The organism is Streptomyces coeruleorubidus (assembly GCF_028885415.1).
In the GTDB taxonomy this organism is placed as follows: domain Bacteria; phylum Actinomycetota; class Actinomycetes; order Streptomycetales; family Streptomycetaceae; genus Streptomyces; species Streptomyces coeruleorubidus_A.
In genome coordinates, this window is record NZ_CP118527.1 from 5,932,803 (window position 1) to 5,959,298 (window position 26,496).

A 26,496-nucleotide genomic window follows, 5' to 3' on the forward strand; every position below is an offset into this window, starting at 1 on the left:
CCCCCGACTGAAGGATCTGATCCACACATGCTGATCGCTCAGCGTCCCTCGTTGACCGAAGAGGTCGTCGACGAGTTCCGCTCCCGGTTCGTGATCGAGCCGCTGGAGCCGGGCTTCGGCTACACCCTCGGCAACTCCCTGCGCCGGACCCTCCTCTCCTCGATCCCGGGTGCGGCGGTCACGTCCATCCGCATCGACGGTGTCCTGCACGAGTTCACCACCGTGCCGGGCGTCAAGGAGGACGTCACCGACCTGATCCTCAACATCAAGCAGCTGGTCGTCTCCTCGGAGCACGACGAGCCGGTCGTGATGTACCTGCGCAAGCAGGGCCCGGGTCTGGTCACCGCCGCCGACATCGCGCCGCCGGCCGGTGTCGAGGTGCACAACCCCGACCTCGTCCTCGCCACGCTCAACGGCAAGGGCAAGCTGGAGATGGAGCTCACGGTCGAGCGCGGCCGTGGCTACGTCTCCGCCGTGCAGAACAAGCAGGTCGGCCAGGAGATCGGCCGGATCCCGGTCGACTCCATCTACTCGCCGGTGCTCAAGGTCACGTACAAGGTCGAGGCCACGCGTGTCGAGCAGCGGACCGACTTCGACAAGCTGATCGTCGACGTCGAGACCAAGCAGGCCATGCGTCCGCGTGACGCCATGGCGTCGGCCGGCAAGACCCTGGTCGAGCTGTTCGGTCTGGCCCGCGAGCTCAACATCGACGCCGAGGGCATCGACATGGGTCCGTCCCCGACGGACGCCGCGCTCGCCGCGGACCTGGCTCTGCCGATCGAGGAGCTGGAGCTCACCGTTCGGTCGTACAACTGCCTCAAGCGCGAGGGCATCCACAGCGTGGGTGAGCTCGTGGCTCGTTCCGAGGCCGACCTCCTCGACATTCGCAACTTCGGTGCGAAGTCCATCGACGAGGTCAAGGCGAAGCTGGCCGGGATGGGTCTCGCCCTGAAGGACAGCCCGCCCGGATTCGACCCGACCGCGGCCGCCGACGCCTTTGGTGCGGACGACGACGCGGACGCGGGCTTCGTGGAGACCGAGCAGTACTGAGTCTCTGCTTCCGGGGTTCGCGTCAGCGGACCCCGGATCTCCGACGGGCAACCGCTCGCTCGGATACTGACCCCGGTACCTGATACGGCCGGGGCAGACACCTAGGAGAAACACCATGCCGAAGCCCACCAAGGGTGCCCGTATGGGCGGCAGCGCCGCGCACGAGAAGCTGCTCCTCGCGAACCTCGCGAAGTCGCTGTTCGAGCACGGTCGTATCACCACCACCGAGGCGAAGGCGCGCAAGCTGCGTCCGTACGCCGAGCGTCTGGTCACCAAGGCGAAGAAGGGCGACCTTCACAACCGCCGTCAGGTGCTCCAGGTCATCACGGACAAGAGCGTCGTCCACACGCTCTTCACCGAGATCGGCCCGCGCTACGAGAACCGTCCGGGTGGCTACACCCGCATCACCAAGATCGGTAACCGCCGTGGCGACAACGCGCCCATGGCTGTCATCGAGCTGGTCGAGGCGCTGACGGTGGCTCAGGAGGCGACCGGCGAGGCCGAGGCCGCGACCAAGCGTGCCGCGAAGGACGCCGAGGCTGCTGAGGCTCAGGTCGATGTGACCAAGGCTGATGACGCCGAGGAGTCCAAGGACGCCTGAGCGTCTGCCGGGGGCTGTTTGCTGGCGGCTGCGGATTCGTTGTGGTTGTTCGCGCAGTTCCCCGCGCCCCTTGAAGGGCGTTGGCGGGTCCGTTCCTCTATGAGGGGCGGGCCCGCTTTTGTGTTGCTGAGAGGATCTGTACGTGAGTGATGAAGCAGCAGCGGGTTACGCGCGTGTGCGGCTCGATCTGTCGTACGACGGGAGCGAGTTCTCCGGGTGGGCCAAGCAGGCCGGGGGGCGGCGGACCGTGCAGGGGGAGATCGAGGACGCCCTGCGGACCGTGACGCGGTCGGGGCAGACGTACGAGCTGACCGTGGCGGGGCGTACCGACGCCGGGGTGCACGCCCGGGGGCAGGTGGCGCATGTCGATCTGCCGCGTGAGGTCTGGGCCGAGCACAACCAGAAGCTGCTGAAGCGGCTCGCCGGGCGGCTGCCCAGGGACGTCCGGGTCTGGGCCCTCAGGGAGGCGCCCAGTGGCTTCAACGCGCGGTTCTCGGCGATCTGGCGGCGGTACGCGTACCGGGTCACCGACAATCCCGGGGGCGTCGATCCGCTGCTGCGCAACCATGTGCTGTGGCATGACTGGCCCCTGGACGTCGACGCCATGAACGAGGCCGCGCGGCGGCTGCTCGGCGAGCACGACTTCGCCGCCTACTGCAAGAAGCGGGAGGGCGCGACGACGATCCGTACGCTCCAGGAGCTGAGTCTCGTGAAGGGCGACGACGGGATCATCACCGCGACCGTGCGGGCCGACGCCTTCTGCCACAACATGGTGCGTTCGCTGATCGGGGCGCTGCTGTTCGTGGGCGACGGGCACCGGCCGCCGGACTGGCCCGCGAAGGTGCTGGCGGCCGGCGTACGGGACTCGGCCGTGCACGTCGTACGGCCGCACGGGCTGACGCTGGAGGAGGTCGGCTACCCGGCCGACGAACTGCTCGCCGCGCGCAGCAAGGAGGCGCGGAACAAGCGGTCGTTGCCGTCGGCGGGGTGCTGCTGACCGGCTTTTGCCGTTCCTCACCGGCGGGCGGAGTTCCAGGTCGTGACCAGCCCTGAGAGGGCCGTGGCGGCGGCGTCGGCGTCGTTGCCGTCGCCGCGTGCCTTGGGGGAGAGCTCCACGTGGAGGAACTTGGCGTGGTGGCGCTCCGCGGCCTTGCCCTGGACGTTCGTGGTGCCTTCCAGGGGGCAGCGGGCCGACCAGCTCCGGCAGACCCGCAGCCCGTCGGCCTGCATGGCGTCGGCCAGGGCGGCGGCCTCGGTGAAGGTGCTCCGCGCGGCTCCGGTGGAGAGGACCGCCTCGTAGGGGCGGTCCGAGTCCTTGGCGAAGCCGTGCAGTTGCACGCCCGGGACGTCGCGTTTCTGGAGCTCCACGACGATGGCGTGGAAGACGCTGTCCGCCCTGTGGGCGACGTCGGCGGCGTCGCCCCGGCCCGCCTCGCGGTGCGCGCCGGCGAGGACCAGGGAGCCGCCGGGGTTGTCCTCCAGGAGCCGCACGCCGAGGCTTTCGGTGTCCCGGTCGGAGACGGGGTGCGGTACCTGGGCGTTCCAGCGGACGTCGGAGTCGGCGGTCAGGTAGAGGCGTCCCCAGCGTTCGGCCCGGCCGGGGCGGGCGGCGGCGATCTCGTCGTACCTGCGGCCGGACTCCGTGTCGGTGAGGCGGGTGAGCTTCAGGCCGAGGGGGTCGAGCAGTCGTTCGGCCTTCGTGGCGTCGCCGTCCAGGAGGTGGCCGACGCTCTCGGCGACGCGCTCGCGCTGGGCGTCGTCCGGTGGGGAGTACGCGGCGTCGGGCTCCAGGTCCGCCGTGTACGCGAGGATCCTGTTGCGGAGGTCCACGAGCTCCCGGGCGCCCGGAGTGGAGTCGTCCGTTGACCGGTCTGTGGCCGACTGGCAGCCGAACAGGGCGAGGACAAGTCCGATTTGGACCAGAATGCGAGTCAAATGTGACTGTCTTGTGACGGTAACTTCCGTGGTGCTTGTGTGCTCCATGTGAATATGATGCGGTGACACTTCGTAATCCTCTCCGGATCGCCCGGGCGGCAACCGCTTTCGCGGCCACCGTTGCCGTGACGACCGCGTGCACCTCCGCGGCATCCGCACCGCAGGTGAAGCCGGGTGGCCGCTCGTTCACCGTCGCCGCCGCCGGTGATGTGCTGATCCACCCCGAGCTGGTCGACCAGGCCGCCAAGGATGCCAAGAAGACCGGCGAGGGAGAGGCCGGGCTGGACTTCGGGCCGCTGCTCGCCGGGGTGAAGCCGGTCGTCAGTGAGGCCGATCTTGCGATCTGTCACATGGAGACGCCCGTCGGGAATCCGCGGGGTCCCTTCGAGGGGTACCCGGAGTTCCTCGTCCCGCCGCAGATCCTGACGACGCTCAAGGGTGTGGGCTACGACACCTGCTCGACGGCCTCCAATCACACCTACGACCACGGCCTCGGGGCCGTGCGGCGCACCTTGAACGCCATGGACAAGGCCGGACTCGGGCACACCGGCTCCGCTCGCACGCCCGAGGAAGCGGAACGGATCAACATTCGTGACGTCAAGGGAGTCAAGGTCGCCCACCTCTCGTTCTCCTGGATGTCGTTCCGCCACCCGACGCCGGAGAAGGAGAAATGGGCGTTCAACGAGCTCGACGCGGAGGCGATCAAGGACGCCGAGGCCCGGGCCCGTGAGAAGGGTGCCGAGGTGGTCATCCTGTCGGTGCACTGGGGGGCCGAGCACTACAACGAACCGAGCGTCGCCCAGCTGCGGTTGGCGGAGCGGCTCAGTGAGGAGACCGGGATCGACCTGGTGATCGGGCACCACTCCCACGCCGTGCAGCCGATCCAGAAGGTGAACGGCACCTGGGTCGCCTACAGCCTGGGCAACCAGGTCGCCCGACACTCCTCGCCCACCGGGGTCACGGAGGAGGGCGCGATCGGCTGGTTCGAGTTCCGTGAGACGACCGACGGCTGGGACGTCTCCGCCCGCTACGCCACGACGCTGGTGGACATCCCGCCCGAGGTGGAGTCCGGTGAGAAGCCGCCCGCCGGCGCGGTCGAGGACCACCGGGTGGTCGACGTGCGCCGGGCCCTCGACGCGCCGGGCGACCTCTCCGAGGAGCGGCTCGCCCGTTACCGGCTGGCGGCCGACCGCACACGTGGCTTCCTGTACAACCGCGGGGCGCCGGGGGGCGACGGCCTGAAGGAGCTCACGCTGGAGCGTGACTAGCGCCACAGCGCGTACGGGGCGACCGGCACAACTTCGGCGCTCCCCAACAGTCTTGTATACGGCGGTCCGTTACCTCTCCGCGGGAGCGGTGTTCTGTGCGGCCGTTCTTCACCCAGAGAGGCCGGAGGAGACCACCGGTGACACCCACCCGAGCCGCGCGCCCCGTGAAGGGGGGACGGCGGCGCAGCCGAAGACGTGCGGACATGCCGCTGCTGGGCGGCGTCCGTCCCCCGATCGCGCTGCTGTGCGTGTTGGTGCTCGCCCTCGCCGGCCTCACCGCCCAGGTGCTCGGACCCGCCGGTGAGCAGCCCGTACCGCAGGCGGTGCTCTCCTCGCAGCAGCACTTCGCCGAGGACGGCGCCATCGCCCTGCGCGCCTCGATCGACGAGCGGGTCACCGACCTGAACCGCACCGCCGCCGCGCTGAACGCGGGGTCGCCGGTGAAGCCCGAACGCGTCCTGTCCGACCTGGGGAAGACCTATCAGAAGTGGACGGGCACCACGGTCCTGGACCTGGAGAGCGGCAAGGTGCTGGCCGCCAGGGGTGAAACGATTCCCCTCGGGTGGCTCGACAAGGACGTCCTCACCGGGGACACGGCCCTCAAGCCCCGCATGGTGCGGCTGGAGACCGGCGACGTACGCCTGATGACCATGGCGGTCCTGGACTTCGAGGACCGGCCGCAGCAGCTGCTGCTCGCCTCCAACAGCCTGTCCGTGCCCGCCATCAACCTGGGTCAGTTCCGCTCCATGGCGGTCGTCGCCACCGGCGGGGAGATCCTCGCCACGGCAGGCTTCGAACAGTCCGAGGCGCTCAACACCGACCAGGAGCGCAAGGAGCTGGCCTTCCTCCAGAAGCAGATGAGCGGGCTGTCCGCCAAGGCGGCACGGGAGACCGAGCAGGACCCGGTCAGTGCCAGGGAGCCGGGCTCCCGCGGCTACCCCGGGGTCAGCGGGACCCTGGTCGGCGGGAGCTACAACGGCCGTGTCACCACGGCCGGTTACGCCTCCCTCTCCTCCGCCGACCCGGAGGAGAAGAAGAGCGTCGGCGCGGGCCTCGGGCTCACCGTCGTCGCCCTGCTGCCCGTGGTCGAGCAGCAGGCCGCCGCTCCGGACCGGGAGCTGTACGGGCTGCTGGCGGCCGGAGCCCTGGTGGTGCTCGGACTGCTCGCCGCGGCCGTGCTGTGGGCGACCGTGCAGCGGCCGCTGCTGCGGCTGTTCCTGGAGTCCCGCCGACTGGCCCGGGGCGACCTGACCCGCCCGGTGGACGTGCCCCGCTGGGGTGAGGCCGCGCGCATCGGCTCCGCACTGGAGAGGCTGCGCGCGCAGTTGGGCGGCCCGGCCGATGATCCCGGCGGGCGCCAGCGCGTCAAGGGACGGTTCGGGGTGCGCGGGCCGCTCGCGCTGACCGCCGTACTGCTGTTGCTGTGGTGCCTGCCCGTCGGCCTCCTGCTGAACCGCACCGACGACTCCGTCAGCATTCCGGCCAGCATGGTCGCGGACCAGCGTGACCGCACCGACCTGGTCGCCGACCGGGTGCGCCGGGCGCTCAACGAGGCGCAGGCGGACCTGGTCTCCGCGTCCCGGCTGATCGACCCGGACGACGCCGACGCCGGCCGCGCTCTGCTTGAGGAGACCCTGCGCGAGCACACCCGCTACCAGGCGCTGTACCTCCTCGACGAGGACGGCGAGGTCGTCGCCCGCGCGGGCAAGGAGCCGCGCGCCGGTTTCGCCGACGCGGACGAGCTGCCGCTGGTCCGGGTGGCCGGCGAGGGCGCGAAGAAGCCGGTCGTCCAGGCCGGGGCGCCGGTGCCGGGCCGCAAGGGCATGGCCCTGGTCGGCGAGATCCGGGTCGAGTTCCTCAACTCGCTGCTGAAGCGGCCCGGGCTCGGCGAGGTCCGCGTGGTGGACTCCAAGGCGCGGACCATCGCCGCCGGCGACGGCTTCCTGGCCTTCGAGGAACTGCCGCGCGACGCGCTCACCGACCTCGTCCGGGCCGGCAGCGTCCACGTCGGCGCCGGTCCCGTCGAGAACGGTCTGCTGATCCGCGAGGGCCGCGGGGTCACCGTCGCCGCGGCCGCCCCCTTCTCCGGCGGTGGTGTGGCGGCCGACATCGGCTGGACCGTGGTCAGCTGGCAGAACGCCAAGGACTTCCAGATCACCCCGTACCAGCGCGAGGACCGCAGCGTCCTGGCCGGACTGCTCGGTCTGGCCCTGATCGTCGTCTGCCTCGGCTGGGTCCACCTGGTCGTGGCCCGGCCGATGCGGGCCCTGGCGGCCGGCGCGGAGAAGCTGGCCGACGGCGACCTCAAGTCCGTGCTGTACCCCCGCTACCAGGACGAGGTCGGCGCCGTCGTGCGCAGCCTCGAACTGCTGCGCCAGCAACTCCAGGCCCGTAAGCAGACCCAGGCGCGCCGGCTCGCGGAGCCGGAAGCCGGCGTTCGGGGAAGGTGACCCAGCCGTGCTCTATCTGTACTTCGTCCTGCTCACCGGCAGCGTGCTGCTGCTCGTGGCGGGCATCGTGGAACAGCGCCGGCATTACGCCAGCCTGCACAGCATCCCCTCGCGCGTGCTCGTGAACGGCATCCGCGGCAAGTCCTCCATCACCCGGCTGTGCGCCGGGGCGCTGCGCGGCGGCGACCTGGTCACCGTGGCGAAGACCACGGGAACGGCGGCCCGGTTCATCCACCCGGACGCCACCGAGGAGCCGGTCTACCGCAAGTTCGGCATCGCCAACGTGGTGGAGCAGATCGGCATCGTGCGCCGGGCCGCCACCTACCGGCCCGACGCCCTCGTCATCGAGTGCATGGCCGTCATGCCGGCCCTGCAGGAGGTGAACCAGAGCAAGCTGATCCGCTCCACGATCGGCGTGCTGTGCAACGTCCGCGAGGACCACCTCGCCGAGATGGGGCCCACCCTCGACGACGTGGCGCGGTCCCTGTGCCGCTCCATGCCGGAGGACGGCATCTGCGTCACCGCGGAGAAGGAACGCTTCCACATCCTCCAGGAGGAGGCCGACGCCCGTAACTGCCAGTTGATCTACGCCGACCCGGAGACCGTCACCGACGAGGAACTGCGCGGCTTCAGCTGGTTCACCTTCAAGGAGAACGTCGCGATCGCCCTCGTCGTGGCCGAACTGCTCGGCGTGGAACGGCGGGTCGCCCTGCAGGGCATGTACGACGCCCCGCCGGACCCGGGCGTCCTGTCCGTCGAGCGCTACCTGGCGCCCGAGGGCAAGCGGCTCGCCTTCGCCAACGTCTTCGCGGCCAACGACCCCGAGTCGACGCTGATGAACATCAACCAGCTCCTCGACCTCGGAGCCATCCACCGGCCGCTGAACGTCGTGATCAACTGCCGGCCGGACCGCGTGGAGCGCAACGGCCAGATGGGCGAGATCATCCCCGACCTCCAGCCGGACCACGTCTTCGTCATCGGGCACCCGGCCAAGAGCGCGATCGACGCCATCCCCGCCGAGTGGCGCGACCGCGCGATCGACCTCGGGGGCGAGCGGCGGTCGGCCGAGGAGTTCATGCCCGCCCTGCTGGAGCGCCTGTCCGCCGACTCCTCCCTGGTCGCCATCGGCAACATCCACGGCCAGGGCGAGGAACTGCTGGAGTACCTGGCCGAACTCCCGGCGGATGAGTCCGCCACCGCCGACGCCGCGCGGCCCTCGGCCACGCCCACGCCGGTCCAGCCGGCGCGCCTGGACCCCTACGCCTCGTACCCCATGGCCTACGAGGAGCGCTACCAGGCCTCCCGTACCCAGGAGATCCCGGTGGTCCACATCCCGGCCCAGCCGTCGGGGCCGTACGCCGACGCCGGATATCCCGCCCCGGCCCCGTACCAGCAGGTGCCGTACGCCGACCCGGCCGAACAGCCATGGCGGTACGCCGACGACCCCTACGGGCACTCCCCGTACCCGACGGCCGACGGCGGGGGGCAGCCTCCCCGTTCCTGACGTCCACGGGCGGGACCCACGCCCGCCGCTCGCCCCGCACCCGCACCCGTGCCCGGAGACCCCGTTGACCACCGCCGCCCTGACCCCCGAGATGGCCGCCCTCGGCATCGCCATCGGCCTGTTCTTCTCGTTGTTGTGCTACCTGACCACCAACCTCTCGCCCGGTGGAATGATCACGCCGGGCTGGCTCGCCCTGACCCTCATCGAGGACCTCCAGCGAGCCGCGATGGTGGTCGGCGTCACCGCCCTCACCTATGCGGGCACCAAGGTCATGCAGCGGCTGGTGATCCTCTACGGCAAGCGGCTGTTCGCCGCGGTCGTCCTGCTGGGCGTGCTGCTCCAGGCCACCGTGATGATCGTGCTCTCGATCGAGTTCCCGCTGCTGTACGGCAACCAGACCCTCGGATTCATCGTGCCCGGCCTCATCGCGTACCAGATGGTCCGCCAGCCCAAGGGGCCGACCCTGCTGGCGACCGGCACCGTCTCGCTCATGGCCTACATCGTCGTCGCCGCCGGACTGCTGCTCGGCATCATGCCCACCGTCTGAGAACCGGCGCACCCAGCGGCCGATAACCAGGAGACAACACATGGCAGGAAAGAAGAAATCGCGGCCGGTCCTCTCCGGCCTCGTGGTGCTGGCGCTCGTGGCGACCTCCGGCTACCTCACCGTGGAGCTGCGCAAACAGGAGGACAAGGGCGTCCCCGCGATCACGAACGTCGGCGTGCTGGACGGCTCGGACCGGGCCGACGGCGCGACGAAGACCCGCGACAAGGGCCCGGAGAGCTGGTCCCGGCTGGAGAACCCGGCCCGCTCGGTGCTGCGCGGATCCGACGGACAGGTCAAGGCGGTGTTCACCGACGGGGCGCGCACCGCGACCCTGACCGGACCGGCCCGCACCTTCGCCGAGCCCTCGTCGACGAGCTCCAAGGTCTCCACGACGGACTGGGTCCGCCTCATGCCCGAGCCCTGGAAGAAGGGCGCGGAGAAGCAGAAGTGGTTCAAGGACTGGTACGCCGAACTCCAGGGCAGCAAGGAGGACGACCTGATCGCCGTCGCCTTCCAGTACGTCGCGGGCGCCAAGGAGAAGAAGGACGCGCAGGGCAACGTCTACGCCGGTGACGCCAACTTCGGCCCCCTCAACGCGACCGGTGCCGAGGGCGGCGACCTGCGCCTGGAGCAGTCCGACTTCTACGACTACCTGGGCGTCCAGTACCCGTTCCGGGACGGCGTGATCGGGCAGCCGGAGACCGCGCGCGCCAAGTCGATCGACTGCTCGGGATACATGCGGATGGTGTTCGGCTACCGCGCCCGCTACCCGCTGATGTCCTCGGACGACTCGGGCGACGGCCTGCCGCGCACCGCCAACGGCATGGCCCGCTCGGACCAGGGGGCCGACGTCCTGCCGCTGACCGGTGTGTCGCCAAAGAACCGGCCCACCGGCATCGACCAGCTCCAGCCCGGAGACCTCGTCTTCTTCAAGCTCGACGCCCGGACCGGGCAGCGCCTGGACCACGTCGGCATGGTGCTCGGCTACGACACCGAGGGCCACCTGCTCTTCATCTCCAGCCGTGAGGAGGTCAACGGCCCGACCATCGGCGACGTCGGCGGAGTGTCCCGGCTGGACGGCAACGGCTACTACGCCAAGACGCTGCGCAGCGCGAAGAGGCTGTGACCGGGCGGGCGGCGGCCGGTCACTCGTCGGCGGCGGCCGACGCCTGGGCCTGGCCGCGGCGGTGGATCTGGTCGAACGCGAACTGGGCCAGGTCGTTGCCGGTCTTGAAGACCGCGGTGTCCTCGGGCGTCACGTCCTTGCCATTGGTGAAGCCGGCGTTGGTGAAGTAGGCGTAGCGACCGTAGGAGTTGCTGGTCGTGCGGCAGAACCCGGCCTCGCAGAAGGGCTTCACGCCGCCGCCGGAGAGTGACTTGACGAAGCTCCGCTTGTTGGTCTCGCCCTTGGCCTTGTCGGCCTGGGCCTCGGTGTCGAAGACCGCCACGCCGACCGTCACCGCGATGCCGTCCTTGACGTACGTGGCACGTATCAGGCGCGTGCAGTCGTTCGCGGTGAGGACCTTGGGGAGCGTGCCGCCGGCCGCCGAGGCGCAGTTCCTCGTGTCGGCCGTGGGGCCTTTCTTGTACAGCGTCCCGCCCATGGTCAGCTGGGTGCCCGAGAAGAGGGTGTCCGGGCTGAGCGGAGCCGTGTCCTTCTTCGCGCTGGCGATGAAGTCCTTCGGGTCCAGCGGGGGCGGGGCGCTGGTCGGGGCGAACGACGGGGCCGAGGCGGACTGGCTCGGGATGTCGGCCGAGGGCACCTGGGAGGTCGGACTGTTCGCCTGGTTGTCGCCGCCCGCCGAGACCACGGCCACCGCGACGGCAGCACCGATCGCGACGGTGGCGAGCGCGCCGCCGCCGACCAGGAGCAGCCGGCGTCGTTTGTTACGGGCCTCGGACGCCTCGGCGAGCGCGGCCCAGTCCGGAGACTGGCCGCCCCCGCTGCTCCAGGGCTGCTGCGACTGCGGTTTCCATGGATCCCACTGGGACTGGGGTCCCCCCTGCCCAAAGCTCATGGGGCGCATCTTAGACGGGACAAGTGGCGTGCTGGTCCGCCTGGATGGGCCCTGGAGCCCCTAGCGTTCCTCTCATGCGGACGGGCAAAGGCGACATCTGCGGGTGGTTGGGGCGAGTGCTGCCGGCCGTGGTGCTGCTGGTGTGCCTGTGGTCCTGGCCGGCGACCGCGGTCGGGGTCTGGCCGACGGTCGCGGTCGGGGTGCTGCGGGCGCTCCGCCGTCCGCGCGGGGGCGGCTGCCTGCCGCGGTGGGGCGTCGCCGTGGTCGTCGATGTGCTGTCGTCGTCGGTGTTCCCGTACGTGCGGCCGGTGCGGCGCCGGACCCTGAGGAGGGCCGTGACTTTCTGTGCCGGCCTGTGCGTCTCCGTGACCGGCCGTCGTCGATGATCCCGCGTTTTGACCCTTGCGGTGAGCCCCGGTATTCTGCTCTTTCGTTGTGTATTGGCTTGCTCATTCTCACGGGACGGGCCCTTACACCGGTCCACCGGGCCGATGACCAGCGACCAGCACGCGGTTTGCGTCACCGCTGTGCGGTCAAGGCTGTCGTGATCGTTTCGGTGACCTGTTCAGGACCATTCACTCGAAGCGAAGGCTACGAACCGTGCGTACGTACAGCCCCAAGCCCGGCGATGTGACGCGCCAGTGGCACGTCATTGACGCTCAGGACGTTGTCCTGGGTCGTCTCGCCACCACCGCAGCGACCCTCCTCCGGGGCAAGCACAAGCCGATCTATGCCCCTCACGTCGACGCTGGTGACTTCGTCATCATCATCAACGCGGACAAGGTGCACCTGTCCGGCAACAAGCGGACCCAGAAGATGGCGTACCGCCACTCCGGCTACCCGGGTGGTCTGCGCTCCGTCCGTTACGACGAGCTGCTCGACAAGAACCCCGAGAAGGCCATCGAGAAGGCCGTCAAGGGCATGCTCCCCAAGAACACTCTGGGCCGTCAGATGCTCTCGAAGCTGAAGGTCTACAAGGGTGACCAGCACCCGCACGGCGCGCAGCAGCCGCAGCCGTACGAGATCACCCAGGTCGCGCAGTAAGTCCGGCCACCCCCTAAGACTGAAGAGAATCTGAGGAGAATCGTGGCCGAGACCACTGCCGAGCAGCCGCTCGAAGAGCTTGACATCGACAGCTACACCACCGAGTCCGAGGTCCCCGTCGAGGGTGAGTACACCTCGGAGTCCATGGCCTCCCGCTTCGGCGAGCCCCAGCCGGCCGCCGGCCTGGGCCGTCGCAAGAACGCCATCGCCCGCGTCCGGATCGTCCCGGGCACCGGCAAGTGGAAGATCAACGGGCGCACCCTCGAGGACTACTTCCCGAACAAGGTGCACCAGCAGGAAGTCAACGAGCCCTTCAAGGTGCTCGAGCTCGAGGGCCGTTACGACGTCATCGCCCGCATCGCCGGTGGCGGTGTCTCCGGTCAGGCCGGTGCGCTCCGTCTCGGTGTCGCCCGCGCGCTGAACGAGGCCGACGTCGACAACAACCGTGGCGCCCTCAAGAAGGCCGGCTTCCTCCGCCGCGACGACCGTGCGGTCGAGCGCAAGAAGGCCGGTCTGAAGAAGGCCCGCAAGGCCCCGCAGTACAGCAAGCGCTAATCGCGTAGCTGTCCTTGCGACTGTCTTCGCAACGATCGCCCCGGCGGCACCTTCCGTGCCGCCGGGGCGTTCACGTACACAACCCCTGCGGATGCCGGACGGTCCCGGGGGATGTACTGGAGCCGCACTCTCTCGCAATTCGGAGGACACCACAGTGGGACGACTCTTCGGCACGGACGGCGTGCGCGGTGTCGCCAACGCGGACCTGACGGCGGAGATGGCCCTCGGCCTCTCCGTGGCTGCGGCGCACGTACTGGCCGAGGCGGGCACGTTCGAGGGACACCGGCCGACCGCGGTGGTCGGGCGTGACCCGCGCGCGTCCGGGGAGTTCCTGGAGGCCGCCGTGGTCGCGGGCCTCGCCAGCGCCGGCGTGGACGTCCTGCGGGTCGGCGTGCTGCCGACGCCGGCGGTGGCGTACCTGACCTCGGAGCTCGGCGCCGACCTCGGTGTGATGCTCTCCGCGAGCCATAACGCCATGCCCGACAACGGCATCAAGTTCTTCGCCCGCGGCGGGCACAAGCTCGCCGACGAGCTGGAGGACAGGATCGAGTCCGTCTACGAGGAGCACCGCACCGGCGCCCCGTGGGACCGGCCGACCGGGGCCGGAGTGGGCCGCGTGCGCGACTCCGAGGAGGGTGCCGACCGGTACGTCGCGCATCTGCTGCGCGTCCTGCCGAACCGGCTCGACGGGCTGAAGGTCGTCCTCGACGAGGCGCACGGCGCCGCCTCCCGGGTCTCGCCCGAGGCGTTCCAGCGGGCCGGTGCCGAGGTCGTCACGATCGGGGCCGAGCCGGACGGGCTCAACATCAACGACGGGTGCGGCTCCACGCACCTGGACAAGATCAAGGCCGCCGTCGTCGAGCACGGGGCCGACCTGGGCATCGCGCACGACGGCGACGCCGACCGGTGCCTCGCCGTGGACCACACCGGCGAGGAGGTGGACGGCGACCAGATCCTGGCCGTCCTCGCGCTGGCCATGCGGGAGGCCTCCATGCTGCGGGCCGAGACGGTCGTGGCGACGGTGATGTCCAACCTGGGCTTCAAGCTCGCCATGGAGCGCGAGGGCATCCGGCTCGTGCAGACCGCCGTGGGCGACCGGTACGTGCTGGAGGAGATGAAGGAGCACGGGTTCGCCCTCGGGGGCGAGCAGTCCGGGCACGTGATCATTCTCGACCATGCGACGACCGGCGACGGCACGCTGACCGGGTTGCTGCTGGCGGCGCGGGTCGCGCAGAGCGGGCGTCCGCTGCGGGAGCTGGCGTCTGTGATGGAGCGGCTGCCGCAGGTACTGATCAATGTGCCGGATGTCGACAAGTCCCGCGTGACGACGTCGGTCGAGCTGTCCGCGGCGGTCGCCGATGCGGAGCGCGAGCTGGGAGCCACCGGGCGGGTGCTGCTGCGGTCCTCGGGGACCGAGCCGTTGGTGCGGGTGATGGTGGAGGCCGCGGATATCGAGCAGGCTCGGTCTGTGGCCGGGCGGTTGGCCGATGTCGTGAAGTCTGCGTTGGGGTAGTCGGCTGTTCCTGGTTCGGGGTGGGGGCTGCGGTTCGTTGCGGGCTGACCGTTCGTTGTGGCTTGTCGCGCCCACGCGGCGGAGCCGCACATAGAGACAGCCCCGCGCCCCTTAAGGCCTGCTGACCTGCCGGCGTTGTTTGGACCAGAGCCATTTCTGTACCAGCAGGGTCAGCGTGCCGGCGACGATGATGCCCAGCAGGTTCAGCAGGAGTTGTTCCGTGGAGCCCTGGGTCTGGCGGGTGTCGCCGTAGCTCAGGGCCACTGCCGCGTTCGCGGCGGCCGGGATCGTGGTCACCGAGATGGCCACGCCCACCAGGGCGCCCGACTTGGCGGAGGTCAGGGACAGGGTGCCGGCGACGCCGGCCAGGACCGCCACGACGAAGGAGAACCAGTCGGGGGCGTAGATGAAGCCGGTGTTGGGGCGGTCGCCCTCCAGTTTGGCCTCAGTGAACAGCCCGACGGCGTCCATGAAGAGGCTGAAGCCGACCGTCACCGCCATCGCCACCGCGAAGCCCACCAGGAGGGCGATCAGCGAGCGCAGGGCGAGGCGTGCTTTGCTGCGGACGATCGCGGTGCAGATGCCGGCGAGAGGGCCGAACTCCGGGCCCACGGCCATGGCGCCCACGATCAGGATCGCGTTGTCCAGGACGACACCGCAGGCCGCGATCATCGTGGCGAGAGTGATGAACGCGAGATACGTGGCGGAGAGGGTCGACTCCTCGTGCGTCGCTTCGGTCAGCTGCTCCCACAGGACCGCGTCCGCTCCCTCGCCGGGTGCGTCGGCCTCTGCCCTGTCGGCCCGCTCGGACAGCGACAGGTCGATGGCCTCGACGGCGATGGAACCGCTCGTGTCGATGCCCAGCTCCCGCAGGCCGGTGAGCAGTTCGTCACCCGCCTCGCGCGCCACGTCGCACATCACGACGTCCCCGGCGGGGTCGCGGGCGGAGTCCGGCAGCACGACGAGGTGGGTGGTGCCGACCGTCTTGTCGATCAGTCGCACCACGTCGTCGGTCTTCCCGGACGGCGTGATCAGGCGCAAGTGGAGCATGACGGCTATCTAACCGGTCTTTCCCCGCGCGTCACAGCTTGCGCAGGCTCAGCCGCTGCACCTTGTGGTCCGGGCCCTTGCGCAGGACGAGGGCGGCGCGGCCGCGGGTGGGGGCGATGTTCTCGACCAGGTTGGGCTGGTTGATCGTGCGCCACATCGTCCGGGCGTAGTCGAGGGCCTCCTCCTCCGAGACCTGGGTGTACTTGCGGAAGTACGAGGACGGGTTCTGGAAGGCGGTCGCGCGCAGCTTGCGGAAGCGGTTGAGGTACCAGTGCTCGATGTCCTCGACACGGGCGTCGACGTAGACGCTGAAGTCGAAGTAGTCGGCCAGGCCGACCCTGGTGCGGCCGTCCTTGCCTGGGAGGGCGGGCTGGAGGACGTTCAGGCCCTCGACGATCAGGATGTCGGGGCGGCGGACCGTGAGCTTCTTGCCGGGGACGATGTCGTAGATCAGGTGGGAGTAGACAGGAGCTGTCACCTCGCCTTTGCCCGCTTTGATGTCGGCGACGAAGCGGGTGAGCGCACGGCGGTCGTAGGACTCGGGGAATCCCTTCCGCGACATCAGGCCGCGGGCCTGGAGTTCCTTGGTGGGCAGCAGGAAGCCGTCGGTGGTGACCAGCTCGACGCGCGGGTGTTCCGGCCAGCGCGAGAGCAGGGCCTGCAGGAGCCGGGCGACCGTCGACTTGCCCACGGCGACCGAGCCGGCGACTCCTATCACGAACGGGGTGCCGGACTGGGAGCCCTGCTCGCCCAGGAAGGTGTTGAGCGCGCCTCTGAGGCCGTCCGTGGCACCGACGTAGAGGTTGAGAAGCCTGGACAGCGGGAGGTAGATGTCCCGCACCTCGTCGAGGTCGATGACATCGCCGAGACCGCGCAGCTTCTCGACCTCCTCGGCCGTCAGCGGCAGCGGCGTCTTGTCACGCAACGCGCTCCACTCGGCTCGGGTGAGGTCGACGTAGGGAGTCGCCTCCGGCCGCTGCCGGTGGGCGCTCCGGGGTATCGAGGAGACCGGAGAGATCACAGTCCATTGTTACGGGCGTACGAACGGACCGTGAGGTGGGATCCGTCACCCCAGACCCTCGGTTCCTCCCATTCGGGAGAAAACCGGCCAAGGGGAGGAATGTCAGTGGTGTGCGTCACAGTTGTGGGAGAAATGGGCCCAGGCCGGGGTCCAGGAACGCCGAGGGGTGACCCATGACGTATGCGATAGAGGCGGAAGGCCTGGTCAAACGGTTCAAGGAGACCGAGGCGCTGGCCGGTGTCGACCTGGCGGCCCGCAAGGGCACGGTGCTCGGGCTGCTCGGCCCCAACGGTGCGGGCAAGACGACCGCGGTGCGGATCTTCGCGACGCTGCTGCGCCCGGACGGGGGCAGGGCCCGGGTGGCCGGCCACGACGTGGTCCGGGAGGCCGGGGTCGTGCGGGCCATGGTCGGGCTGACCGGGCAGTACGCGGCGGTCGACGAGAACCTGACCGGCACGGAGAACCTGCTGCTCATCGGCCGGCTGCTCGGCCTGCCGAGGCGGGAGGCGAAGGCACGGGCGGGGGAGCTGCTGGAGCGTTTCCAGCTGACGCACGCGGCCGGCCGGGCCGTGAAGACCTTCTCGGGAGGCATGCGCCGGCGCCTCGACCTCGCGGCCAGCCTGGTGGGGCGGCCCCGCATCCTCTTCCTCGACGAGCCGACCACGGGCCTCGACCCGCACAGCCGTGGTGAGCTGTGGGACCTGCTGCGCGGCCTGGTCGCGGACGGTGCGACCGCCCTGCTGACCACGCAGTATCTGAACGAGGCCGATGTGCTCGCCGACGAGATCGTGGTGATCGACAAGGGCCGGGTGATCGCCGAGGGCACGCCGGACCGGCTGAAGGCCCAGGTCGGCGGCCAGGTGCTGGAGCTCCGGCCGATCCTCGGGCAGGACCTCGCGCGGGCACACGCCCTGGTGGCCGGGGCCGCCGGCCCTCAGGCCCGGATCGAGGGCGAGATGGTCACCGCGCCGGTGAAGGACCCCGAGCTGATGCCGGCCGTCGTGCGCGCGCTGGACCGGGAGGGGATCGCGGTGGGCGAGCTGGCCCTGCGCCGCTCCTCGCTCGACGAGGTCTTCCTCGCCCTGACCGGCCACCGGGCCGAACCGGGCGAGCCCGAGCAGGACGGCGGTGCGTCCGTCCGGGACGAGGGCGAGGACGAGGACGAGAGGGAGAAGGCGGTGAGCCGGTCATGACCGCCACCACCATCACCGCGCCGGTCACCGCGTCGGGCCGCGTGCCGCCGCTGGCCGGGCTGCGGCAGACCTTCACGATGGCCTGGCGGAGCCTGGTCGCCGTCAAGCACAACCCGCTCGAACTGGTCGACTACAGCATCACGCCGATCATGTTCGTGTTCCTGTTCACCTATGTGCTGGGCGGGCAGATGGCCGGATCGCCCGACGCGTATCTGAAGTACGCGCTGCCCGGGATCATCGTGCAGAACACACTGTTCATGACGATGTACACGGCGATGGCGCTCAACACCGACCTCACCAAGGGGGTCTTCGACCGGCTGCGCAGCCTGCCCATCGCGCGCTCCGCCCCGTTGATCGGGCGGATCACCGCCGACCTCGCCAAGCATGTGTGGGCGATGCTGCTGATGATCGGCCTCGGACTGGCCCTCGGCTTCCGCATCACCGGCGGGTTCGGCGGGTTCCTGCTCGGCGCGCTGCTGCTGGTGGTGTTCGCCGCGGCCGTGTCCTGGAGCGCGGTACTGATCGGGATGCTGGCCGGTGACGCGGAGAAGGTGCAGGCGTTCGCCTTCACCCTCATCTTCCCGATCACCTTCACCAGCAGCGCCTTCGTCGTCGTCGACACCATGCCGGGCTGGCTCCAGGCGTGGAGCGATGTCAACCCGGTCACGCATCTGTCCGACGCCTTCCGCGGGCTGCTGCTCGGCGGGGCGGTGGCGGAGCCGGTGCTGTGGTCGCTGGTGTGGGCGGCGGGGATCGCGCTCGTGTTCTATCCGCTGGCCATGAGGGCGTATCGCGCGAAGGTCTGAGAGCGGGGGGGCTTCGTACCCCGGAGGTGAGGTCTTTGGTCTTCGTACCCCGGTGGGAATTTCCGATTTCGGGCACGCTGCGGCCGGTTCGGCGCGGGAATCGACCCTAAGCTGCGGCCCATGTGTGGAATCGTGGGATACGTGGGTCTGCAGTCGGCGCTCGATGTCGTGATGGCCGGGCTGAAGCGGCTGGAGTACCGGGGGTACGACTCGGCGGGCGTCGCCGTGCTCGCCGACGGCGGGCTGGCGACGGGGAAGAAGGCCGGGAAACTCCTCAACCTGGAGAAGGAACTGGACGGCCGGCCCCTGCCGGCCGGCACGACGGGCATCGGACACACCCGGTGGGCCACGCACGGCGGACCGACGGATGCCAACGCCCACCCGCACATCGACAACGCCGGTCGGGTCGCGGTCGTGCACAACGGCATCATCGAGAACTTCGCCCTGCTGCGGGCCGAGTTGGAGGAGCGCGGGCACGAGCTGGCCTCCGAGACCGACACCGAGGTCGTCGCGCATCTGCTCGCCGAGGAGTTCTCGTCGTGCGCGGACCTCGCCGAGGCGATGCGGCTGGTGTGCCGGCGGCTGGAGGGTGCGTTCACGCTGGTCGCCGTGCACGCCGACGAGCCGGACGTGGTGGTGGGCGCGCGGCGGAACTCGCCGCTGGTGGTGGGCGTCGGAGATGGCGAGGCCTTTCTCGCCTCGGACGTCGCCGCGTTCATCGCGCACACGCGGTCGGCGATCGAGCTCGGACAGGACCAGGTGGTGGAGCTGCGCCGGGACGGCGTGACGGTGACCGGCTTCGACGGCCGCCCGGCCGACGTCCGCTCGTACCACGTCGACTGGGACGCGTCGGCCGCGGAAAAGGGGGGCTATGACTACTTCATGCTCAAGGAGATCGCCGAGCAGCCCAAGGCGGTCGCCGATACGCTGCTGGGCCGTATCGACGGCTCCGGTTCGCTGACCCTGGACGAGGTGCGGATCCCCGCAGGGGTGCTGCGGGAGATCGACAAGGTCGTCATCGTCGCGTGCGGTACGGCCTTCCACGCCGGGATGATCGCGAAGTACGCCATCGAGCACTGGACGCGCCTGCCGTGCGAAGTGGAACTGGCCAGTGAGTTCCGGTACCGGGACCCGATCCTGGACGCGCAGACCCTCGTCATCGCCATCTCCCAGTCCGGCGAGACCATGGACACGCTCATGGCGCTGCGGCACGCCCGCGAGCAGGGCTCCAAGGTGCTGGCGATCTGCAACACCAACGGCTCGACGATCCCGCGCGAGTCGGACGCGGTGCTGTACACCCACGCCGGTCCTGAGGTGGCCGTCGCCTCCACCAAGGCGTTCCTGACGCAGCTCGTCGCGTGTTACCTGGTCGCCCTGTATCTGGGTCAGGTGCGGGGCACCAAGTGGGCTGACGAGATCCGGGCGGTGATCCGCGACCTGTCCTCGATCGCCGGTGCGGTGGAGCAGGTCCTCGGCACGATGGAGCCGGTGCGGGAGCTGGCGCGCACGCTCGCCTCGAAGAACACGGTGCTGTTCCTCGGCCGTCATGTGGGGTATCCGGTGGCGCTGGAGGGCGCGCTGAAGCTCAAGGAGCTGGCCTACATGCACGCCGAGGGTTTCGCGGCGGGGGAGTTGAAGCACGGGCCGATCGCCCTGATCGAGGAGGATCTGCCGGTGGTCGTCGTGGTGCCGTCGCCGCGCGGGCGGTCCGTGCTGCACGACAAGATCGTGTCCAACATCCAGGAGATCCGGGCGCGGGGTGCGCGCACGATCGTCATCGCGGAGGAGGGGGACGAGGCGGTGGCGCCGTACGCGGACCACTTGATCCGGGTGCCTGCCACGCCGACCCTGCTCCAGCCGCTCGTGGCCACGGTGCCGCTGCAGGTGTTCGCGTGTGAGCTGGCGACGGCTCGCGGGAACGAGGTGGATCAGCCTCGGAACCTGGCGAAGTCGGTGACGGTGGAATGAGGAAGAGGGGCGAACGGCCGGTCGCTGTTCGCCCCTTGAGCAGCCGGTCAGGCCGTCAGGCGCGCAGGCTCAGATGGGCAGGCAGGTCGCCGGGACCCAGCCTTCCACGCTGGTGCTGTTGGGGCCGCCGAAGTACCACTTGTTGCTCTTCTTGCCGCAGGCCTTGTAGCTGCCCCCCGTGACGGGCTTGCGGTCGCCGAAGCAGACCCCGCCCTTCTGGCCCTTGCCCCAGGTGCCGAGAGCCGTGGCGCTCGTCTTGGGCGCGCTGCGGATGTTGACGGTTGCCTTGGGCTTCACGTTGACCAGCGCGCTGCTGCAGTCCGGCTTCGTCGCCGCGGCGGCGGTGCCGGCGGTGGCGACGGCGCCGGTGAGGGCTGTGGCTATGAGGGCCGCTGTGGTCAGTGCGGTGCCCAAAGACTTCAACTTCAAAGCTGTGTCCTCCCGTTTGGTGCGATGCCGTTTGCTCATCGCGGTCATCGCGAACTGTACAAGGGGGAGGGCGAGTTCAGGTTCGCGGGGCAATCCGCTGGGAGTTCGGTGCGGAGGGCTTCTGTGAAGCGGGAGAAGGTTGCTGTCGGGAAGGTGAGTGCGCGAGGGGCGTCAGTACGGGAAGGTCCAGGGCGCCGGCGGCCTGGGGCTGTACGGGAGCTTGGTCCAGCCGTCGGGGGTCACCTGGTAGAAGTCCCCGTTGTCGCCGTCCATCCGCGAGCTGCCGTGCACATGCACGATGTCCGCGTGGAGGCGGTAGTGGAATCCGCCCATCATGCCGACCACCCGGAAGAAGATCCGCACATCCAGACCCTCCGTCAAGGGGGACAGCGGTGGCAGCAGATGCTCGGTCTCGTCGAAACAGCTGCCGGTCCGCTCCCGCAGCATCGCGTGGAAGTGGCGCTCCAGCACATCGGCGGGGGAGGGTAGCTGTCGCACCGCGACCGGCTCCAAGAGCTCCAGCAGATGCGTGTGCCCCCGCTCCCGCGCGATGTCCACGGGTCGCCGTCCGTCCCGGGCGCGCTGCGTGCGCCAGGCGCCGTGCGCGATCAGCCGGGAGACGACGGCGATGTCGGCTCCGTGCCAGGCGGCCTGGTGCAGCGGGGCGAATCCGCTGCGGTTCCCGGGCCGGGGGAGATTGACCCACCCGGGATTCTTCCCGAGCTCCCCGGACACGCCGTCCCAGTCGGCGTCCCGGGCCAGGTCCGAGAACCGGTCCCGCTCCTTCAGATACCAGTCCCCGTAGCGCTCGCGGTCGGTGAGGCCGTCCCATTCCATGCTGATCATGCTAGTCACCACCGGCGAGGCCATGGACGGCAGCGGGTGGCCTCGACCCTTCCGGAAAACACCGAGGCGTCGCCGTAGGGTGCTGCGCATGAGCATCATCGGGGTCGGGATCGACGTCGCCGAGATCGATCGGTTCGCGGCGTCGCTGGAGCGTACGCCCGCGTTGGCCGGACGGCTGTTCGTGGAGCGGGAGTTGTTGCTGCCCAGCGGGGAGCGCCGGGGTGTCGCCTCGCTGGCTGCCCGGTTCGCTGCCAAGGAGGCCCTGGCCAAGGCGCTCGGGGCTCCGGCCGGGCTGCTCTGGACCGATGCCGAGGTGTGTGTCGAGGACAGTGGGCAGCCCTGGCTGCGGGTAACCGGGACCGTGGCGGCGCGGGCCGCCGAGCTGGGGGTGCGGTCCTGGCATGTGTCCCTCAGCCATGACGCGGGTGTCGCCTCGGCCGTTGTGATCGCGGAGGGGTGAAGGGTGGGGCCGGGGAGTTACGGTACGGACCACAGGAGCGTGGCCGTGCCGATGAAGCCCGCGGCGCCGAGAACGCCGCCCGCCGTCGCGGTCCACATGCGGCCCGTGCCCCGGCGGGCGTAGTGGATGCCCATCACGCCGAACGTGATGGCAAGGGCGCCGGCTATCACCGTCCAGGGGATCAGGAACATCCAGGTGCCCACGGCGGAGAAGATGCCGAGGACGAGTGCCGTGGGGCCGAGGGCGGTGGCGGGTGTGTCGGTTTCCATGGGTGCGGGTGATTCGGCCATGACGTGGTCCCCCTTTTTGAACGAGTTCAAAATGTTCCTCGATAGTACCGCGTCGGAGAGGGCTTGGCATGATCACGGTGAAGGGCGTCGATCCTCGCGGTACGCAGCACTGCGAGACGTCGGCTCTGGGAGTGTTGCTGCGGCACCAAGGACTCGATCTGTCCGAGCCCATGCTCTTCGGCCTGGGGTCCGGCCTGTCCTTCATCTACTGGGACAGCAAGAACATGGACTTTCCCTTCCTCGGCGGGCGGGTCAAGCCCTTCGAGCTCACCAGGAACCTGGCCGCCGGGCTGGGACTGGAACTCGCGGTTCAGGAGACCGGCTCCGCCCGTAAGGCATGGGAGAACGTGGCGACCGCCATCGACGCCGGCCGTCCCGTCGGGCTGCAGCTCGACAGCTACCACCTGGACTACTTCACCTCGAAGGTGCACTTCGGCGGTCATGTCGTCGCCCTGTACGGCTACGACGAGCACGACGCCTACCTGGTGGACACCGACCAGCAGGGCGGAGCCGTGTCCACCAGCCTGAGCAGCCTCGCCCGGGCAAGGGCCGCGCGCGGACCGATGACCGCCAGACACCGGTCCTTCACGCTCACCGCCGCGGGACGGGTGCCCGACCCGCGGAGCCGGATCGTTCCCGCCATCACCGCCTGCGCCGACGCCTTCCTCGACCCGCCGATCGCCAACCTCGGCCACCGGGGCATCGAGAAGGCCGGCAAGCTGGTCCGCACGTGGCTCCGGCGCACCGACGACCCGCAGCGGGATCTGCCGCAGGCCGCGCGGCTGATGGAGCAGGCCGGCACCGGCGGCGCCCTGTTCCGCAACCTGTACCGCGACTTCCTCGCCGAGTGCGCCGAGTGGCTCGACAGCAGTCATCTGCGTACCGGGCGCAGGCTGTACGCCGAAGCGGCCGGCTTGTGGACGGACGTCGCGGGGCTCATCACGAACGCCGGTGAGTCGGGCGACGAGCAATACCTCGGACGGGCAGGCACCGTCCTCTGCGACATCGCGCGCATCGAACGCGATGCCATGGAGGCGCTGAGCCGCCTGCGCGGTGAAGCCCCCGCCGGGTGAGGGCGAGGGCTTCGCGGGCGGGCGTCAGCAGATCGACTGGCTGCTGTTCACCCGCGTGATGTTGCGGAACGTCGTGTTCTCGCCGCAGGGGCTCTCCCTGATGGCCGAGTTGGTGACCGTCAGGTTCTGGATGGTGATGTCCTTGTTGTTCGGGAAGTCCGAGCGGGCGGCCAGGCGCAGTTCGCCGCCGCCCGTGATCGTGCCGCTCTGGGCCGCGAGGTTGACGTTGTAGCAGTTCTCGATCAGGACCGAGTTGTTGCCGGTGTTGGAGAGCGTCACCTTGTTGATGACGGCCCCGCCGCTCTCCGAGACGCAGAACACCCCGCGTCCGCCGCCGCGTGCGATGACCTCGCCGACCCGGATGTTGGTCGGGTAGCCGCTGCCGACCCGGCCGTTGCGGTTGGCCATGCGGAAGGCCGCGTAGCCGGTGCCCGTGCCCGCGTTCTCCGCGTCCACCTTGGTGACGTTGGCGTTGATGGTCTGGTTGAGCAGCAGGCCGGACTCGCCCACGTTGCGGGCGGTGACCGTGCCGATGGTGATGCCGTCGACGCCGTAGGTCTCGACCGCGTGGCTGGACGCGCCGGAGACGTAGACGTTGTCGATGCGGACGTTGCGCGTCCACTGGCTGGTGTCGCCGCGGTTGTCGATGCGGACGCCCAGGCCGCGGGAGAGGCGCATGTCTATCTGGCCGAGCACGACGTTCTGGACGTTGCGCATGAAGATGCCGTAGAGCGGGGTGCCGGTGAGCTTGAGGTTCTGGACCTCCACGTCGCGGGTGCCGCGGGAGTAGACCGGCGCCTGGTCGCCGGAGCCGCTGCCGGTGACGTTGATGGTGCCGCAGACGTCGAGGACGGTGTAGCTCGGGAGCGAGATGCGTGAGCCCGCCGAGATGGAGCCCGAGCCGCGGAGCACGACCCGTTCCTTCGACGTACGGCCGGCCTTGAGGCTGTTGACGGCCGCCTGGACGGCGGCACGCATGTCGGTGCCGGTGTAGACCGTGCTGCCGCCGCGCCGGGCGGTCCAGTTGCTGCCGCTCTGCACGGCCTCGGCCTGGTAGGAGCCGTCGCCGCAGGCCGTCGCTCGCGTGGGGGCGGCGGTGGCGGGGGCGGTCAGGGTGCCGGCGGCGGTGAGGACGGCGGTGGCACCGGCGGCGGCGAGGAAGGCGACTCTGCGTCCCATGGGGGCCTCGGTTTCGTCGAACGTGGGGGGTGTGCAAGCGCTTTCTGCGCGGCCGGTGAGTCTGGCAAAGGGCAGGCAAAGCGTCAATGGATGCGACACGGTTCGGAGTTGCGCGAGATACGGGGGAGTGGTCGGGCGGTCGTACGGGAAACTCGACCGCATGCGTAGTGCGTACAGCGTGGAGACGGTCAGGACCGCCGAACGGGAGCTGATGGCGCGGCTGCCGGAGGGGGCGCTGATGCAACGTGCCGCCGCCGGACTCGCCGCGGCCTGCGCCGACCTGCTGGGGCGGGTGTACGGGAGCAGGGTCGTGCTGCTGGTCGGGAGCGGGGACAACGGGGGTGACGCGTTGTACGCCGGGGCCCGGCTGGCCCGGCGGGGGGCCGGTGTCACGGCCGTGCTGCTCGCACCGGAGCGGGCTCACGCCGGGGGGCTCGCGGCGCTGCGGCGGGCCGGGGGGCGGGTCGTGGGCGCCGATGGCACCGAGGGTGCCGGCGGGGGCGCGCGGGGCGTCGAGGAGCTGGTCGAGCGGGCGGATCTCGTCGTCGACGGCATCGTCGGGATCGGCGGGAAGGGCGGGCTGCGGCCGGACGCGGTGCCGCTGGCCGCCGCCGCCGAGCGGTCGCGGGGCGCCGTCGTCGCCGTCGATCTGCCGAGCGGGGTCGACGCCGACACCGGGGAGGTGCGCGGCGCCGCGGTCCGGGCCGATCTGACGGTGACGTTCGGGACGCACAAGCCGGGGCTGCTGATCGATCCGGCGCGGGAGCACGCGGGGTCGGTGCGGCTGGTCGACATCGGGCTGGAGCTGCCGGCCGAGCCGGAGCTGGAGGCGTTGCAGCACGCGGACGTGGCGCGGTTGCTGCCGGTGCCCCGGGCCGAGAGCGACAAGTACCGGCGGGGTGTCGTCGGCATCGCCGCCGGGTCCGCGCGCTACCCCGGGGCCGCCGTGCTCGCCGTCGCCGGGGCGCTGCGGGGCGGGGCCGGGGCCGTGCGGTACGTCGGGCCGGCCGGGGACGCCGTGATCGCACGGTTCCCCGAGACGCTCGTGTCGGACCAGGGGCCGAAGCATGCCGGGCGGGTGCAGGCGTGGGTCGTCGGGCCGGGGGCCGGGGACGACGCGGCGACGGTGGGGGAGGTGCTGGCGGCGGATGTCCCGGTGCTGGTCGACGCGGACGGGTTGCGGCTGGCCGAGGCCGGGGTCGTACGGGCGCGGCGGGCGCCGACGCTGATGACACCGCATGCCGGGGAGGCGGCGGCTCTGCTCGGGGTCGACCGGGGGGAGGTCGAAGGCGGGCGGCTGGCGGCGGTGCGGGAGCTGGCCGGGCGGTACGGGGCGACCGTGCTGCTGAAGGGCTCCACGACGTTGGTCGCCGACTCGGGGGGCGGGGTGGTGCGGGTGAATCCGACGGGGACGTCCTGGCTGGCCACGGCGGGGAGTGGGGACGTGCTGTCGGGGCTGGCGGGGTCGTTGCTGGCGGCGGGGCTTTCGGCGGTGGACGCGGGGAGTGTGGGGGCGTATGTGCACGGACTGGCCGGGAGGCTGGCGGCGGACGGGGCGCCGGTGGGGGCGCATGACGTGGCGGAGGCCGTTCCGGAGGCTTGGCGGAATGTTCTGGGCTGAGTGAGCGGGTGCTCTCGGCCGACTGAGCGGGTGTTCTCGGCCGAGTGAGGGGATGTTCTCGGCCGAGTGAGGGGG

Annotated in this window: 26 protein-coding genes; 18 read left to right on the top strand and 8 right to left on the bottom strand. The window is 70.3% G+C overall.

What is annotated here, in order from left to right; translation table 11 throughout:
- Positions 1-27 precede the first annotated feature (27 nt).
- From PV963_RS27790 to truA, 3 genes are all read left to right on the top strand, one after another.
- Entirely contained in the window at positions 28-1,050 is a 1,023-nt protein-coding gene (locus PV963_RS27790) for a DNA-directed RNA polymerase subunit alpha (RefSeq protein WP_003966937.1), read from the top strand.
- Positions 1,051-1,165: 115 nt separating this feature from the next.
- The gene (gene rplQ, locus PV963_RS27795) at positions 1,166-1,651 is read left to right on the top strand and encodes a 50S ribosomal protein L17 (protein ID WP_274818495.1); all 486 of its coding nucleotides are present in this window, start codon (positions 1,166-1,168) and stop codon (positions 1,649-1,651) included.
- A gap of 142 nt (positions 1,652-1,793) precedes the next feature.
- Positions 1,794-2,648 carry a tRNA pseudouridine(38-40) synthase TruA gene (gene truA, locus PV963_RS27800; protein ID WP_274818497.1) on the top strand — a complete coding sequence of 285 codons (855 nt, stop codon included), beginning with the start codon at positions 1,794-1,796 and terminating at the stop codon, positions 2,646-2,648.
- 17 nt (positions 2,649-2,665) lie between these two features.
- On the opposite strand, the gene PV963_RS27805 is transcribed toward truA, so the two are convergent.
- Positions 2,666-3,655: a hypothetical protein gene (locus tag PV963_RS27805; protein WP_425540946.1), complete on the bottom strand. Its 990-nt coding sequence runs from the start codon at positions 3,653-3,655 to the stop codon at positions 2,666-2,668.
- Positions 3,656-3,711: 56 nt separating this feature from the next.
- Here PV963_RS27805 and PV963_RS27810 point away from each other — a divergent pair, with 56 nt between their 5' ends.
- From PV963_RS27810 to PV963_RS27830, 5 genes are all read left to right on the top strand, one after another.
- The gene (locus tag PV963_RS27810) at positions 3,712-4,854 is read left to right on the top strand and encodes a CapA family protein (RefSeq protein ID WP_274818500.1); all 1,143 of its coding nucleotides are present in this window, start codon (positions 3,712-3,714) and stop codon (positions 4,852-4,854) included.
- Positions 4,855-5,057: 203 nt separating this feature from the next.
- The gene (locus PV963_RS27815; protein WP_274822131.1) at positions 5,058-7,304 is read left to right on the top strand and encodes a HAMP domain-containing protein; all 2,247 of its coding nucleotides are present in this window, start codon (positions 5,058-5,060) and stop codon (positions 7,302-7,304) included.
- A gap of 7 nt (positions 7,305-7,311) precedes the next feature.
- Positions 7,312-8,808, top strand: coding sequence for a poly-gamma-glutamate synthase PgsB (pgsB, locus tag PV963_RS27820; protein WP_274818502.1), 1,497 nt, complete (start codon positions 7,312-7,314; stop codon positions 8,806-8,808).
- Positions 8,809-8,872: 64 nt separating this feature from the next.
- Positions 8,873-9,355, top strand: a complete 483-nt coding sequence (locus tag PV963_RS27825) for a poly-gamma-glutamate biosynthesis protein PgsC/CapC (protein ID WP_150482528.1) — start codon at positions 8,873-8,875, stop codon at positions 9,353-9,355.
- A gap of 40 nt (positions 9,356-9,395) precedes the next feature.
- Positions 9,396-10,481, top strand: coding sequence for an NlpC/P60 family protein (locus PV963_RS27830; protein ID WP_274818505.1), 1,086 nt, complete (start codon positions 9,396-9,398; stop codon positions 10,479-10,481).
- 19 nt (positions 10,482-10,500) lie between these two features.
- On the opposite strand, the gene PV963_RS27835 is transcribed toward PV963_RS27830, so the two are convergent.
- On the bottom strand, positions 10,501-11,382 hold the full coding sequence (locus PV963_RS27835; protein ID WP_274818506.1) for a hypothetical protein: 882 nt from the start codon (positions 11,380-11,382) through the stop codon (positions 10,501-10,503).
- A gap of 65 nt (positions 11,383-11,447) precedes the next feature.
- On the opposite strand from PV963_RS27835, the gene PV963_RS27840 reads away from it, so the two are divergent.
- From PV963_RS27840 to glmM, 4 genes are all read left to right on the top strand, one after another.
- A complete protein-coding gene (locus PV963_RS27840; RefSeq protein ID WP_274818508.1) occupies positions 11,448-11,759 on the top strand; it encodes a hypothetical protein in 312 nt (103 codons plus the stop codon).
- Between the two features lie 214 nt (positions 11,760-11,973).
- Positions 11,974-12,417 carry a 50S ribosomal protein L13 gene (rplM, locus tag PV963_RS27845; RefSeq protein WP_010036634.1) on the top strand — a complete coding sequence of 148 codons (444 nt, stop codon included), beginning with the start codon at positions 11,974-11,976 and terminating at the stop codon, positions 12,415-12,417.
- Between the two features lie 42 nt (positions 12,418-12,459).
- Positions 12,460-12,972 (top strand): 30S ribosomal protein S9, encoded by a 513-nt coding sequence (gene rpsI, locus PV963_RS27850; RefSeq protein WP_010036632.1) that lies wholly within the window; start codon positions 12,460-12,462, stop codon positions 12,970-12,972.
- A gap of 154 nt (positions 12,973-13,126) precedes the next feature.
- Positions 13,127-14,485, top strand: a complete 1,359-nt coding sequence (gene glmM / locus PV963_RS27855) for a phosphoglucosamine mutase (protein ID WP_274818512.1) — start codon at positions 13,127-13,129, stop codon at positions 14,483-14,485.
- Between the two features lie 111 nt (positions 14,486-14,596).
- On the opposite strand, the gene PV963_RS27860 is transcribed toward glmM, so the two are convergent.
- Both PV963_RS27860 and coaA read right to left on the bottom strand, forming a co-directional pair.
- Positions 14,597-15,535 carry a DUF389 domain-containing protein gene (locus PV963_RS27860; RefSeq protein ID WP_274818513.1) on the bottom strand — a complete coding sequence of 313 codons (939 nt, stop codon included), beginning with the start codon at positions 15,533-15,535 and terminating at the stop codon, positions 14,597-14,599.
- Positions 15,536-15,566: 31 nt separating this feature from the next.
- Complete coding sequence (gene coaA / locus PV963_RS27865; RefSeq protein ID WP_274818515.1) at positions 15,567-16,556, bottom strand: type I pantothenate kinase; 990 nt, start codon at positions 16,554-16,556, stop codon at positions 15,567-15,569.
- 173 nt (positions 16,557-16,729) lie between these two features.
- Between coaA and PV963_RS27870 the strand changes: the two genes are divergently transcribed.
- The 3 genes from PV963_RS27870 to glmS all read left to right on the top strand — a co-directional run bounded on the left by PV963_RS27870 (position 16,730) and on the right by glmS (position 20,523).
- Positions 16,730-17,749, top strand: coding sequence for an ATP-binding cassette domain-containing protein (locus PV963_RS27870; protein ID WP_274818516.1), 1,020 nt, complete (start codon positions 16,730-16,732; stop codon positions 17,747-17,749).
- A complete protein-coding gene (locus PV963_RS27875) occupies positions 17,746-18,555 on the top strand; it encodes an ABC transporter permease (RefSeq protein WP_274818517.1) in 810 nt (269 codons plus the stop codon). The genes PV963_RS27870 and PV963_RS27875 overlap by 4 nt, the downstream gene beginning before the upstream one ends.
- A gap of 120 nt (positions 18,556-18,675) precedes the next feature.
- A complete protein-coding gene (gene glmS, locus PV963_RS27880; protein ID WP_274818518.1) occupies positions 18,676-20,523 on the top strand; it encodes a glutamine--fructose-6-phosphate transaminase (isomerizing) in 1,848 nt (615 codons plus the stop codon).
- A gap of 69 nt (positions 20,524-20,592) precedes the next feature.
- Here glmS and PV963_RS27885 read toward each other — a convergent pair whose 3' ends face one another.
- Complete coding sequence (locus PV963_RS27885; RefSeq protein WP_274818520.1) at positions 20,593-20,952, bottom strand: hypothetical protein; 360 nt, start codon at positions 20,950-20,952, stop codon at positions 20,593-20,595.
- Positions 20,953-21,123: 171 nt separating this feature from the next.
- Positions 21,124-21,798, bottom strand: a complete 675-nt coding sequence (locus PV963_RS27890) for an ankyrin repeat domain-containing protein (RefSeq protein ID WP_274818522.1) — start codon at positions 21,796-21,798, stop codon at positions 21,124-21,126.
- Between the two features lie 88 nt (positions 21,799-21,886).
- Here PV963_RS27890 and PV963_RS27895 point away from each other — a divergent pair, with 88 nt between their 5' ends.
- Positions 21,887-22,258, top strand: a complete 372-nt coding sequence (locus PV963_RS27895) for a holo-ACP synthase (protein WP_086601633.1) — start codon at positions 21,887-21,889, stop codon at positions 22,256-22,258.
- Positions 22,259-22,275: 17 nt separating this feature from the next.
- Here the strand turns inward: PV963_RS27895 and PV963_RS27900 are convergent, their stop codons facing one another.
- The gene (locus PV963_RS27900; RefSeq protein WP_274818523.1) at positions 22,276-22,548 is read right to left on the bottom strand and encodes a hypothetical protein; all 273 of its coding nucleotides are present in this window, start codon (positions 22,546-22,548) and stop codon (positions 22,276-22,278) included.
- Between the two features lie 68 nt (positions 22,549-22,616).
- Here PV963_RS27900 and PV963_RS27905 point away from each other — a divergent pair, with 68 nt between their 5' ends.
- Positions 22,617-23,621 (top strand): BtrH N-terminal domain-containing protein, encoded by a 1,005-nt coding sequence (locus PV963_RS27905; RefSeq protein ID WP_274818525.1) that lies wholly within the window; start codon positions 22,617-22,619, stop codon positions 23,619-23,621.
- Positions 23,622-23,645: 24 nt separating this feature from the next.
- Here the strand turns inward: PV963_RS27905 and PV963_RS27910 are convergent, their stop codons facing one another.
- Entirely contained in the window at positions 23,646-24,800 is a 1,155-nt protein-coding gene (locus PV963_RS27910; protein WP_274818527.1) for a hypothetical protein, read from the bottom strand.
- Positions 24,801-24,960: 160 nt separating this feature from the next.
- On the opposite strand from PV963_RS27910, the gene PV963_RS27915 reads away from it, so the two are divergent.
- Positions 24,961-26,421, top strand: coding sequence for an NAD(P)H-hydrate dehydratase (locus PV963_RS27915; protein ID WP_274818528.1), 1,461 nt, complete (start codon positions 24,961-24,963; stop codon positions 26,419-26,421).
- Positions 26,422-26,496: the final 75 nt, after the last annotated feature.